Source organism: Psychroserpens citreus (genome assembly GCF_055686305.1).
On sequence record NZ_CM145999.1, the window covers coordinates 3321985 to 3335790 of the forward strand.

At 32.5% G+C, this 13806-nt stretch carries 13 protein-coding genes; 5 read left to right on the top strand and 8 right to left on the bottom strand.

Annotated features, from left to right (window positions below; translation table 11 throughout):
• The first annotated feature begins 130 nt into the window (after positions 1-130).
• Entirely contained in the window at positions 131-325 is a 195-nt protein-coding gene (locus ACTU6T_RS14810) for a hypothetical protein (protein WP_460218974.1), read from the top strand.
• A 5-nt stretch (positions 326-330) separates the two neighbouring features.
• Here the strand turns inward: ACTU6T_RS14810 and ung are convergent, their stop codons facing one another.
• Positions 331-996, bottom strand: a complete 666-nt coding sequence (gene ung / locus ACTU6T_RS14815) for a uracil-DNA glycosylase (RefSeq protein WP_460218975.1) — start codon at positions 994-996, stop codon at positions 331-333.
• Between the two features lie 97 nt (positions 997-1093).
• Here ung and ACTU6T_RS14820 point away from each other — a divergent pair, with 97 nt between their 5' ends.
• From ACTU6T_RS14820 to ACTU6T_RS14835, 4 genes are all read left to right on the top strand, one after another.
• Positions 1094-1969: a cupin-like domain-containing protein gene (locus tag ACTU6T_RS14820; protein WP_460218976.1), complete on the top strand. Its 876-nt coding sequence runs from the start codon at positions 1094-1096 to the stop codon at positions 1967-1969.
• 81 nt (positions 1970-2050) lie between these two features.
• Complete coding sequence (locus ACTU6T_RS14825; RefSeq protein ID WP_460218977.1) at positions 2051-4216, top strand: endonuclease MutS2; 2166 nt, start codon at positions 2051-2053, stop codon at positions 4214-4216.
• Between the two features lie 54 nt (positions 4217-4270).
• Positions 4271-4690, top strand: a complete 420-nt coding sequence (locus ACTU6T_RS14830) for a thiol-disulfide oxidoreductase DCC family protein (protein ID WP_460218978.1) — start codon at positions 4271-4273, stop codon at positions 4688-4690.
• A gap of 368 nt (positions 4691-5058) precedes the next feature.
• Positions 5059-6975: a DUF4139 domain-containing protein gene (locus tag ACTU6T_RS14835; RefSeq protein ID WP_460218979.1), complete on the top strand. Its 1917-nt coding sequence runs from the start codon at positions 5059-5061 to the stop codon at positions 6973-6975.
• Between the two features lie 146 nt (positions 6976-7121).
• Here the strand turns inward: ACTU6T_RS14835 and ACTU6T_RS14840 are convergent, their stop codons facing one another.
• The 7 genes from ACTU6T_RS14840 to aroC are packed head-to-tail and all read right to left on the bottom strand — an operon-like array spanning position 7122 to position 13781.
• On the bottom strand, positions 7122-8282 hold the full coding sequence (locus ACTU6T_RS14840) for a flavohemoglobin expression-modulating QEGLA motif protein (protein ID WP_460218980.1): 1161 nt from the start codon (positions 8280-8282) through the stop codon (positions 7122-7124).
• Positions 8282-9112: an N-formylglutamate amidohydrolase gene (locus ACTU6T_RS14845; protein WP_460218981.1), complete on the bottom strand. Its 831-nt coding sequence runs from the start codon at positions 9110-9112 to the stop codon at positions 8282-8284. The genes ACTU6T_RS14840 and ACTU6T_RS14845 overlap by 1 nt, the downstream gene beginning before the upstream one ends.
• Position 9113: 1 nt before the next feature.
• Entirely contained in the window at positions 9114-9443 is a 330-nt protein-coding gene (locus ACTU6T_RS14850; protein ID WP_460218982.1) for a hypothetical protein, read from the bottom strand.
• A gap of 2 nt (positions 9444-9445) precedes the next feature.
• Positions 9446-10270, bottom strand: coding sequence for a sulfurtransferase (locus ACTU6T_RS14855; protein WP_460218983.1), 825 nt, complete (start codon positions 10268-10270; stop codon positions 9446-9448).
• Positions 10263-11300: a glutathione synthase gene (gene gshB / locus ACTU6T_RS14860; protein ID WP_460218984.1), complete on the bottom strand. Its 1038-nt coding sequence runs from the start codon at positions 11298-11300 to the stop codon at positions 10263-10265. Before gshB ends, ACTU6T_RS14855 begins: the two co-directional genes overlap by 8 nt.
• A gap of 43 nt (positions 11301-11343) precedes the next feature.
• The gene (locus ACTU6T_RS14865; RefSeq protein WP_460218985.1) at positions 11344-12666 is read right to left on the bottom strand and encodes a dicarboxylate/amino acid:cation symporter; all 1323 of its coding nucleotides are present in this window, start codon (positions 12664-12666) and stop codon (positions 11344-11346) included.
• 53 nt (positions 12667-12719) lie between these two features.
• A complete protein-coding gene (gene aroC / locus ACTU6T_RS14870) occupies positions 12720-13781 on the bottom strand; it encodes a chorismate synthase (protein ID WP_460218986.1) in 1062 nt (353 codons plus the stop codon).
• Positions 13782-13806 lie beyond the last annotated feature (25 nt).

Genomic DNA, 13806 nt, shown 5'->3' on the forward strand with positions numbered 1-13806 from the left:
TATATCAAGTACATTTTAAGAATGTCAATAAGTAACGGTACAATTTAAATGTGTTAACTTTCTATTTATCAAAAAATTACTTACATTTATAAACCAAATCTTTCGTACTACTTAAAAAAATGATTACACTATGATGATAACAATTACTTTAATCCTTTCGTTTTTAGTTGCATTAAATTTTTTGTTATTGATTTTCAGTTGTAATAAAACTACAAAAAGAAGTGCTTCTGAAAATAATGTGTTAGTTACACCATCTAAGCCTGTAAAAATTGTTAAGCCTACTGCTCAAATTACTACTAACCAATTAGCTCCCACTGGTAGTTAATGTAATTACCAATTTATTTTTTCTGTTCCCTTAGAATGTAACACTGCATTCACCTTACTAAAATGTTTGTTACCAAACCAATATCCTCTATTCGCACTTAAAGGTGATGGATGCCCTGAGGTTAATATCGTATGTTTGCTTCGATCAATTAATTTAGCCTTCTTCTTTGCAAATCCACCCCAAAGTAAAAATACAATATCCTGTTTTTCTTTACTAATGACCTCAATAATCTTATCTGTAAATTGCTCCCACCCTTTACCTTGGTGACTTCCTGCTTCATGAGCTCTAACTGTTAAAGTAGCATTAAGCAATAATACACCTTGCTTAGCCCAACGTTCTAAATTTCCCGATACTGGATATGGAATACCTAGATCCATCTCTATCTCTTTAAAAATATTAACCAATGATGGTGGGTGCTTTATACCATCTTCTACCGAAAAACACAAACCATTGGCTTGTCCAATACCATGATATGGATCTTGACCAATAAGCACCACTTTAAGATCATTAAAACTACATAAATCAAAAGCAGAAAAAATCTTCGAGCCAGGAGGAAAACAGTGTTGATTAGTATATTCCTTCTTAACAAAATGCACTAAATCAGCAAAATAGGGTTTATCAAACTCATCAGTTAATTTATGTTTCCAACTTTTATCTATGTTTACGTTCATTTTATCTAAAATAAATTCTTATCGTCTAAAATATGAAATATGTCATAAATTTGTACTTTCAAATATAGTATATTAGCCAGCAAAACATCTGCCAATTATGGAAAATGACATATTAGAACGAGTACAAGGTATTCTTAATAAAGATCTTATAGATATCAATACCATAGATAAAATTTCTCATAGTGATTTTTTTGAAAACCATATCAAAAAAAACACACCAGTAAAGATTACTAATATGATGTCGCATTGGAAAGCGATGCAATTGTGGTCTCTAGACTATTTTGAAAAAATAGGAAAAGACAAAGAAACATTTACCTATAAAGGAAATATTAGGCAAAATGATACCAACTGGCAGTTTGGTGCTTTTCAAGATTATTTAAATGAAATAAGAAATACAGATACCGAAACCTATCTAGGAAACATGCCAATTGCAAAAATGTTTCCTGAACTATTAGAACATGTCGATTTTTCTTTGGTCTCAAAAAATACGGTTAGAAATTCAACCTCATTATGGATTGGTCCTGCTGGAACCCTAACAGGTTGGCATACAGATCGTTTGGCAAACAATATTTTGGCCTTAATTGAGGGTCGAAAACTCGTCTTCTTAGTAAGCCCAAAACAATCTAAAGATCATATGTATCCAAGTAAAAAATATGAACCGGGTTCAAGACTAAGTGATGTAAACATGGAAGATTTTGACGAAAGAAAACACTCAAATTTTAAAGATGCTAATGTTCTCTATACGATTATAAATCCAGGAGAAATGCTCTTCATACCACAAACATGGTGGCATTGTGTTTATGGCTTAGACGTCTCGATTAGTTCAAATAATTTCGCGTTTACTCCATTTGATAATTTCAAAATGAAAACCACAGAACTTATCAAACGTAAACTTCATAGTGCAGGTTTATTTAGCCCTAATAATTGTGTATGTCATTACATAGACGACAGTGGAAAACGCGTAAAACGTTAATTTACATAGTCTTAAAACATTTCCTTACTACATCATTAATAAGTACCTTTGCACTCTTAACTATGAGAGGTGCATTAGTCAATGATTAATATTCACGAAAAAACATTACAGGATATTGAGTTTTACTCAGTTTTGCAACAAATTTCAGAGCTTTGTATAACCAATTTGGGTAGCGTTGAGGCTTTAAAAATTAAGCCACACACGACATCCGATCTTGTTATACAGTCACTTCATTTTACTAACGAATATGTTGCCTCTTTTTATAATGACAATAGAATTCCAAATCACGGATTTGAACCTATCACAAAAGAGCTTAAACTTTTACATATTGAGAACTCTTATTTAGACACAAATAGCTTTAAGAAAATAGCATCTTTAACACTCACAATTAGTGACATATTAAAATTTCTTAAAAAATTTGAAGACTACTATCCGGCATTATACAAATCTTCTGAAAGTTTAGATATCGTCTTACATTTAGTAACAGAAATCGATGCCATCATTGATCGTTTTGGGGATGTAAAAGACAATGCAACAGAAACCCTGTACCAATTACGTCAAACAATAAATTCTGTTAGAGGCAAAATCAATCAAAGTTTCACATCGGCTTTACAAACTTATCATAACCTCGATTATTTAGATGATATTAGAGAATCTGTTGTAGAAAACAAGCGTGTATTAGCTGTTAAAGCTATGTATAGACGCAAGGTCAAAGGAAGTATCATGGGAAGCAGCAAAACAGGTAGTATTGTATATATACAACCTGAACAAACCTTTCGGTATGCTAGAGAACTTAATAATTTAGAATTTGAAGAACGTGAAGAAATAGATAAAATTCTTCGTCATCTAACTGAATATACAAGACCATACTCATCTCTTTTGCAAAAATATCAAGAGTTTCTTATCAAACTCGATGTCATATATGCAAAAGCCAAATATGCACAATCTTTAAATGCAATTCTTCCAAAACTAAACAACGAAAAAGTATACAACATTAAAGATGCCTACCATCCGCTACTTTATCTTTCAAACAAAGCAGAAGGAAAGGCTACATTTCCGCAATCGATAGTGTTACATCCCGAAAATAGAATTATTGTCATTTCTGGTCCAAATGCTGGAGGTAAAAGTATCACACTTAAAACCATTGGATTGCTACAAGTGATGCTACAAAGTGGCTTGTTAATTCCTGTTCATGAAAAAAGCAATGTCTGTTTATTTCATCGAATCATTAGTGATATTGGTGATAACCAATCTATTGAAAACCATTTAAGCACCTACAGTTATCGTTTGAAACAAATGAATTTCTTTCTTCGGAAATGCAACAAGAATACACTATTCTTGATTGATGAATTTGGTACAGGAAGTGATCCCGAACTTGGAGGTGCACTTGCTGAAACTTTTTTAGAAGAATTTTATCATCGTGAAGCCTATGGCATCATTACAACACATTACTCTAACTTAAAAGTGCTTGCTAACGAATTACCATATATGCAAAATGCTAATATGATGTTTGATGAAAAAAGTTTAGAGCCCATGTTTAAATTGGTTTTAGGACAAGCTGGTAGCTCTTTTACTTTTGAAGTTGCTCAGAAGAATGGGATTCCTTATAGTTTAATTAATCGTGCAAAAAAGAAAATTGAGCGTGGCAAAGTGCGATTTGATGCTACAATTGCCAAGCTTCAAAAAGAACGCAGCAAGCTAGAAAAAACAGAGCGCTCTCTTAAAGTCAATGAAAAGAAAAAGCAATCTGAAGCTGATAAATTAGAAGAAATTAATGCGAAGGTCCAAAAGAAATTAGAAAACTTTCAGGAATTATACGATTCAAATCAACGCTTAATCTATCTTGGGCAAAAATTCAATGATATTTCTGAAAAATTTTTCGATAATAAAAAGAAACGTGAGTTAATGGCTGAGCTATTTAAGCTAGTTCAAATCGAAAATTCCAAACGAAAGAAAATTTCAGCTAAACAAAAAAGAGTAGAAAAAGCAAAACAAACTCAAATTAAAAAAGAGGCAGAAGAGAAAGTCGCCGTTATTCGCAAAAATAAAAAATCGGCCAAGAAAAAAGATGTTAAACCAGAACAACCAAAACCAATTTTAAAAATTGGAGATCGTGTGCGCATGCATGATGGGAAAGCAATTGGAAGCATTGACAATCTTGAAAAAGGAAAAGCTATTGTAAACTATGGTCTTTTCACAACTAATGTAAGTGTAGATCTTTTAGAATTAGTCGAAGCCAAAAAATAATCGTTTTAACGGAATATTAATTACCGTATTCAACTGTTATTGTATCTTTGCAACGTGAATAAAAATCTCCCAAAACACAAACAATTAATTCTTTTTGATGGCGTTTGCAATCTTTGCAATTCGTCTATTCAATATGTTATTAAACATGATAAGAACAGTCTGTTTATGTTTGCTCCTTTACAAAGTGCAATTGGGCAAAAAATCATTGAGACTTATCAAATAGACACACACAAGACCGATTCTATATTACTTTACTCACAAGACAATGGGCTCTCAACTAAGTCTACCGCAGCCTTGAAAATAGCGAAACATTTAGGGTTTCCAAGAAACATGTTGGTTCTTTTTTTTATAATTCCAACATCTTTAAGAAATTGGATCTACGATTATATAGCTAAAAACAGGTATAAATGGTATGGAAAAAAAGAATCCTGCATGATTCCTACACCTGAGTTAAAATCTAAGTTTTTAGCATAAAAAAAGTCCTTTTGGGAAAAAAGGACTTTGATAATTAACAACTAATTAAAACTAATTTAACTCTAAAATAATTCTTAATCAAGAGGGATTATCTAAATTATAGATTGTTGATTAATAGCACATTATTTATAGTATAAATGTACATCTACATGACGAATTTGCATCAAAATATCGGTGTAAATACAAAAAAAATTGTTCAAAAAATTAGAAATGCAAAAATCATCTATGAGATGCACAATTAGAACGTTGTATTTTTTTAACTCAATGATATAGTCGGTTTACTCATTCGCCTAGCAACTTCGCTCAAACATTGTTTACACAATCAAAATCATAAGGTAGTTTTAATACAAATTTAAAGCACATTAACCATGAAACATCTCATAATCAAATTATTACTGCTATCATCACTATGCCATGGCAACACTATAAACAACGAGGCTACTACGCTAAAAAATGTTACCGTTTATCTTAGTGGAGCACAAATTGAAAGAACTGCAAACATAAAAACTACTGCAGGAAACACTGAATTTATTTTCGATAAGCTATCTCCAAATATTCAAGAAAGTAGTATTCAAATTTCAGGATTAGATGACGCCTCTATCCTATCTATCAAATATGGTATTAACTTCCTTGTTAAGCAGGATGTATCTGAAACTGTTAAATCCATTCAAAATAAAATTAAAGATTTTCAAAATCTCGTTGAAATTGAAAATCAAACAATCGCAGGATATAATGAAGAATTATATTTAATTACACAAAATCGAAATTTAGGAAACTCCAACGAAGTTGTTGATCTTGAAAAACTTAAGAAGTTTGCAACATACTACAGAACAAGAACCACAGAAATTAAAACTCTTATTTATAAAGCAAATAATTTGAAAATTGACTACAATTTAGAAATTGTTGATCTCAATAAACAACTAAAAGAACTTAATGTTGATGAGAGAATTCAAACTGGTGAAATAAAAATCAAGTTAAATACTGAAGTGGCTACTAATTTAAACCTAAATATAAAGTACAATGTTACTGGAGCTGGATGGTTTCCAATTTATGATATCAAAGCTGAAAAAATTGATACACCATTACAATTAGTCTATAAAGCTCATATTTACCAGAACACAGGAAACGACTGGAATGATGTTAATTTAACTTTATCTACAAGTGATCCAAACACCAACAATGTAAAACCTGAAGTCAACCCTAAGTATCTTAACTTTATTAGCGCCTATAGTAATTACAATAGCAACAGATCAACAAAGCGGTATAAGTACAAGTATAATCCATTAGTAAAAACAATTTCAGGAATAGTAACTTCTGCCTCTGACGGATTACCACTTCCTGGTGTTAATGTCATTGTAAAAGGGACATCAAATGGAACACAAACAGATTTTGATGGACACTACTCCTTGAATATATCTGACGGACAAGAATTAGCGTTTTCGTATGTTGGAAATAGAACTGAAGAATTACCAATTCACTCTAGCGTGATGAACGTTGCTTTAGAAGAAGACATTGCTGCTCTTAACGAAGTGGTTGTGCAGGCATATAGAACATCTTCAAAGCCTGTTTCGCCTGGTTTTCAAAATAGAGTACAACAAATGATTGATGAAGATTTTGATGATAAACCATACATAGAACCTGTAGAATATACTTCTAATGGTGATATTATTGAAGAAGGTATCACCAATACTAGGTTCGAGATTAACGCATCCTACTCTATTCCTAATGACGGAGATGTCACAGTTATTGAAATTGAAACCTATAAAGTTCCAGCAACGTACTCTTATTTTGCAGCTCCTTTATTAAATGAAAATGTGTTTTTAACTGCTAAAATTAAAGCATGGGAACAGTACAACCTCCTACCAGCTGAAGCTAACGTTTATTTTGAAGGAAGCTATTCTGGAAAGACAAATATCAACCCACAAAGCACTTCAGAAGAACTGACTATCTCATTGGGAGTTGATCCAAACGTCGTTGTGAAACGTACACAACCAAAAGATTACAAAAAGAACGCCTTTATAGGTAGTAATAAAATCATCTCAAAACACTATGAATTAGAGTTAAAAAACAATAAATCCGTAGCAATAGATCTTATTCTATTAGATAGAATTCCAATAAGTCAAAACAAAGCAATAAAAATTGATGATATAGATATAGGTACTGCAGACTACAACAATAAAAAAGGAATTCTAAAATGGAAACTTAATTTATCGGCTAATGATAAAGTGGTTTATAAGTTTTCATATAGTGTCAAGTTCCCAAAGTATAAACGGGTTAACTTGTAGCATGCAAAGCCTTAAAGCAAAACTATTCAACTTGAGCCTAGCTTCTGTTAGCTGGGAATGAATCAAGTTCTCTCTAAGTGCATGTCTAACACTGAGAGAGTTTCATAATTAAGATGTGATAAGAATAATTGCGCTTTAAGGCTTTCTTATTTGAGGCTTTTCAAAATAAAATCCAAATTCTTATTAGAATTATCATTATTAAGATACGCATCTGTGTAGTACTTAGAAGGAATCGCTAAGCCTTTAGTTTGCAACTTCTTTATTGTATCAATATAATCTAATGTTACTTTACCTGTAAGCAATACATTTAAATCTCCTTCTGCTTTCGCATAATTATATACACGTTTAATTCCGCATAAATACTGATGATCTTTTGTAAATCCTCCTCCTCTATGTACTCGTAAAGTAATCGAGAACGCTTTATCTCTATTCAGTTTATATTGACTAAACAACAAATCAAATGTATCAGCAAAACTATAGCCCTTATTAAGCGTATCTACTGCAATAACGCGATATGCTAATTCTTTTAAACGTTTCATGGTTAAACATCCAGACATATACTCAGAATAAACCGCCAAACCTTCTTGGGTTTCTACATTATTAGGAAATCCATTAGAAAAGACTTTTAAAGGTTGTTCTAAACCATTGAAAGTAGTAACCATATGAACTCCAATCTCATGATTAGTTAATACCTTTAATTGGTTTTTACTAAACTTATGATTTTTACGCAACACTAATGTTTGCGTATTATTTAATACCATTGCAGCAGCAGATAGGTTTGTAGACAATTTAATATGATACTTAAAATCATAACGTTTTGAGTACTCTTCAAAATAATCTACAGCATCACTAGCAGAATAGATTGGTAGCATCTCTTCATCAAAATCACTATCATCAAATCGAAGTATGAATTTAGCATTATCTATATCTCTTTCAGTTGGCGTCCCAAAACTTTTTAAGCTATTGAAATAAAATTTGCGCCCTTGATTAATAGTTTCAATACATTCTATAAGGCCAGAATACTCATATATAACATCTTCATATAATTGCCTGATATCATCATCTTGAATGCGCTCTAAACGCTGAGAAAAGAATAATCGATGTAACTTATATCCGTTAAATTTAATTTTAGGATACTTAAAAACAGGATCATACGTATATTTTGAAGAGAAAAACTGTTTTTTTTCACGTTCAATATTTAATGGATTGATATAATTAAGAACTTCAATACTCTTAACCAATCTATTGAGATTAGCATCAATATCAAATAAGTCTTGATATTCTTCGGTACTCGTTATTTGCGGCATTATTTGGTGTGCTTTTTATAAAAATTTGTCGCGTGTTGTGGTAATCGTATTTTGAGTTGCTCTTCTACTGTTGCAACAACCTCAGGATAAATGATATACTTATACTCATCACAATATACCTTTGCAATTTCGGTTGCCAAAACTAAGGTATTTTGAAAGCTTTTCGTAATAAATTTCAAGAAATATCCATTACCTTGAAAAGTATCATTGATTTTAGATGTTGATTTAATGTCATGTGGAAAATTTAGTTCAGATAAACTTTGTCTCCAAGACTCTATATCATCTCCAAATCTATCATTATCAACATTAGAGGTTCCTAAATTCCACGTTGGCACTTCTCTATCCCAACGTTTCCAATTATAACTATGCAAATCATATACAATAGCAATTCCAAATTTAGCTTCAAGTTTAGTAATTAAGGCATGTACAACTTTATAAAAATTATCATGTTTTTTTAAACTGATATTTTTTTCATTTTCTGAAAGTGGCTCATACCACAACTTTTTACCCCAAGCAGTTACAAAAACAGCGTCATCGGGATCTCTATTTAAGTCATATTCAAAACGAGAATCACATCCAGCAATAACAATAGGATGAGATGCAATCATACGTTTGGTTTCAGGATCTTCTTCATACCATCGTTCGTATTCAGTATGTATACAATTGTCCCAAAGGTCTTTTCTAAACTGATGTCCATCATGTACAGCTGCACAAGCATAATGTACATAATCATCAATTTTAATTGTGAAGGAATAGTCCTCTGCAACAGCATGAAAACAGTCTTCTTTATTTATTTTAGAAATAATGGCATCAATAGATAAGCGTTCCATATTAACTCAATATTTTCTTTAAGCTACTATAAATCGCATGTTCCATTTGGTCCATTCGACCATCTGCAAATGCTATTAATTTAATATCAGCAAATAATTCTTCAGGATTGGTATTATAACCAGACTCCGCATTTACGGCATCAACAATTTTAGTAATGCTTTGATAATCATTATCAGTCTCAAATTCGGCCTTAATATGTTGATAGGTTTCATCTTCAACTCGAGATAAAATATATTCATGTTCTTCGCGAGTTTCTTTTAAATCTGAATGTGCCACATACAGTAAAATGTACGCGACTAATTCTTGTTTGGTCCAATTAGAGTTTTTCATAACTAAGGTATTAAAGTTCCATATTCTGTCCATGAACCATCATAAACAGACATCTTTTTATAGTCTGAAATTTCAGCAGCTAATGCAATAATGCATGCTGTAATTCCAGAACCACAGGTAAAAGTTAGTAATTTATCTCCTATTTCAAAAGACTTAAAAATGTTTTTGAGCTCATCCTTTGTTTTAAAACAATATCCATTCAACACTCTAGTATAAGGAAGACTTTTGGAGTTGGGTATGTTTCCACTTCGCAAACCTATTCTAGGTTCAGGAGCCAAACAATTAAATCGATCTTCAGAACGTGCATCTAAAATAATGACATCTTCATTGTTAGACCAATCTATTATATCATCAAAATACGACATTTTTCCGCCTTGATATGCAGCAATAAAATTTCCACGAGACCACCAATCTACAACATCCAAATGATGAACAATCTCATAATTTGATTGCTTCCATTTTGGAAGTCCGCCATCTAAGACAGCAACATTATTAAAACCAAAGGCTTTAAATAACCAGCGTACTCTTGGGCTCCAATACATGCCTTTATCATCATACACAACAATTAGCGAATCCATATCAATTCCTAAAGCACGTGCCTCATCTTGAAATTGCTTTTGAGATGGAATTGTGTTTGGAAAAGGCGCATTAATATCACTAAACTTTCCTTTTATATCGAAAAATCTCGAATTAGGAATAAAGTCTTCTCCTGAAGATTTTTCAGTTTTTACACTGGTATCTAAAATAATAAGTCGCTCTAAATTTTGGTTATTGTAAAGCCATTCGCACGAAACAATCAATGGCAAAAAAGAACCATCTCTATGCATCTTGCACAGTTTTTCGTAATCTTGTGCGTCTATCAAATGCTTGCAACTTATCAACAACTTTGCTTTCTAAGAAATCGATAACACGCTCTTCAACTTTGATTTTAGATTTGTAGACTTTATTAATATAGGTAATTCCTCCTGGAGACATCACATTGACTTCAACTAATTTACCACCTATGACATCAATACCAACAAAGTACAATCCATCTTTAACTAGTTTTGGGCCAATTTGTTTGCAAAGTGCTCTTTCTGCTTTTGTTAAGGTATGCTTTTGGACACTTCCTCCAGCAGAGACATTTGAGCGATGATCGTCAGATCCTGGCACGCGTTTCATAGCACCTACTGGCTCCCCATTTAATAATAAAATACGAACATCACCTTGATCTGCTCCTTCAATATAATCTTGAAGAATAACATAATTTGAAGACCCATCTCCACTCGTGATATAAAAATCTAATAATGAATTAATATTACTCATCGCAGATTTTTCAATCAAAATAACCCCAGAACCGCCAAAACCATTGAGTGGTTTTAGAATCATTTTATCTGCCTTAGAATCTTTAATTTGTTTAATTAAATAGTTTTTATTTTTTGAAACATGAGTATTCGGAATAATATTGCTATGTGCATCTCCAAATGCTGCTGTATAAAGCTTATTATTGGCTTCGCGCATGCCTTGTAATGAGTTCACAATAAATACATCATCTTTAACAGAATCTAAAAAATTAAGCATTATAGGGTCTAATGGTGGATTAGCCCTGAAAAATATGGCATCAAAACCAGCCAATGGCAACATTTCCTCTCTTAATTTTGCTTTATTATAGAAGGCTTTTAATGTAGAAGGCACTTTCTCCATACGACCAACAACCATACAAAACGCATTAGTCACACTATCTCTAATCGTTAAGTTTGCTGGTGTACACATGGCAACACCATGACCTCGTTTTGCACATTCTTTAATTAAAGCCAAACTTGTATCATTTTCAGGATCTATTTTATCCCAAGGATACATTATGAAACAAACATTCATAGATAATTATTTATAGTTGATTATTGTTTTAAAGTTAAAAATTTTATTTCACATCATCATAGTTATCATCCCAGTTCTTGACATTAGGCTCGCCTAATTTTCCTACAGATTTTGCAACAATCATGGATACAGTAGCATCTCCAGTAACATTCACTACAGTGCGACACATGTCCAAGGGTCTATCTACAGCAAAAATTAGCGCTAAACCAATTGGCAATAATTCAGACGGCAGTCCAACAGACTCCAAAACAATGACCAACATTACCATTCCGGCTCCAGGTACAGCAGCACTGCCAATTGAGGCTAGTAAAGCAGTTAAAACTATCGTAATTTGATCTGCAAATGTAAGATCCAACCCAAGGGCTTGAAATATAAATACTGCCGCAACAGCTTGATACAAACTTGTACCATCCATATTAATTGTAGCACCAACAGGTAGCACAAAACTAGAGACCTCTTTATCTACACCTATATGCTCTTCAACGCGTTCCATCGTAACCGGAAGCGTTGCTGCACTTGAACTTGTAGAAAATGCTAACAATTGTGCAGGACTCATTTGCTTTAAAAACCAAAAAGGATTTTTCTTTGTATATGTTCCAACAAGAATAGAATAAAATACAATCATCATCAACAAGCCAAAAACGACGACTCCTGCATATTTGAGTAAGGCATATAAAATATCAGGGTCATCGGAAGATACCACAACATTAGCTAGCAATGCAAAAACTGCAATAGGTGCTGTAAGCATAATAAGGTCAACCATTTTAAGCACTATATCATTTAAAGAATCAAATAGTTTTTTCATTGGTTTTGCGCGTTCTTCGCCAATAAGCAACATAGATATACCAAGAAATATGGAAAAGAAAATCACCTGAAGCATAAGCTTATTATTACCTAATGCTTTGAATGCATTATCTGGAACCATATCTTCCAAAAACTGCAATGGACCTGCATCCATTTGTTTTGCAGCTTCTTCAATCTTAGCTGTAACACTGCTATTTTCAGAATAAGTCTTTGTTAATTTATCAATGGTTTCTTCTGAAACACCATCTCCAGGTTGCATGATATTAACTAAGGCTAATCCAATTGAAATTGCAATAACAGTAGTAATAATGTAAATCCCGATGGTACGCAACCCAATATTTTTGAATTTAGAAATATCTTTTAAATCTGAAATCCCTTTAATTAAGGAGGCCAATATCAGTGGAATTGCAATGAGTTTTAATAGTTTTACAAAAATAGCACCAATAGGATTGATCCAGTCTTGAGTAAATTCTTTACCACCTATTTGAAGCATTATAAAACCAAATACTAAGCCAAGCAGCATTCCTATTAGAATCTGCCAATGTAACGCTAGTTTTTTCATATATCTAAAAAGATTAAAATCTATTATTGAAAGGTAATCAAAATATTCTGATGCTATTTATACATCTTATTTAGTAAATAAAAGTCGGCCAATACTAATGCTGCCATTGCCTCTACAATAGGAATAGCTCTAGGGACAACGCAAGGGTCATGTCTTCCTTTGCCTTGCATTTCTACAATTTTACCAGAACTATCCAACGCATCTTGCTTCTGAATCACAGTAGCAACCGGTTTAAATGCAACTCTAAAATAGATATCCATGCCATTACTAATGCCACCTTGAATACCTCCAGATAAATTAGTTTTTGTAGTACCATCTTCATTAAACAAGTCATTATGCTCAGTACCTTTCATTTTAGCGCCACAAAATCCGCTACCATATTCAAATCCTTTTACGGCATTTATAGATAGCATCGCCTTTCCTAAATCGGCATGAAGTTTATCAAAAACTGGTTCCCCTAGTCCAATAGGTACATTTTGAAGCACACAAGTAATTGTGCCTCCAATGGTATCACCTTCTTTTCTAATAGCTCGAATTCTTGCAATCATTTGTTCGGCAACTTCATCATCTGGGCAACGTACTGTATTAGATTCTACTTTTTCAAAATCTAAATCTTGATAGGGTTTTTCTAAAAAAATATCACCTACAGAAGATGTATATGCATTGATTTTTATCGAATTTAAAAGCTGTTTTGCTATAGCTCCAGCAACAACTCTTGATGCTGTTTCTCTTGCTGAACTGCGCCCTCCTCCTCTATAATCACGAACACCGTATTTTTGATCATAAGTATAATCGGCATGACTTGGCCTATATACATCTTTGATATGAGAATAATCTTTTGATTTTTGATTTGTGTTTTTTATCACAAAACCAATTGGAGTCCCTGTTGTTTGTCCTTCAAATATCCCAGACAAAAACTCAACAGTATCAGGCTCTTTTCTTTGAGTCACTATATCTGATTGCCCAGGCTTTCTCCTATTCAACTCATTTTGAATAGCATCAAAATCTAAAGTTAATCCTGGAGGACATCCATCAATAATTCCACCAATTGCTATTCCGTGAGACTCACCAAAAGTGGTAAGTTTAAATAAATTTCCAAAGGAATTTCCTGCCATAAATAAAGATTTTACGCTAAAGTAA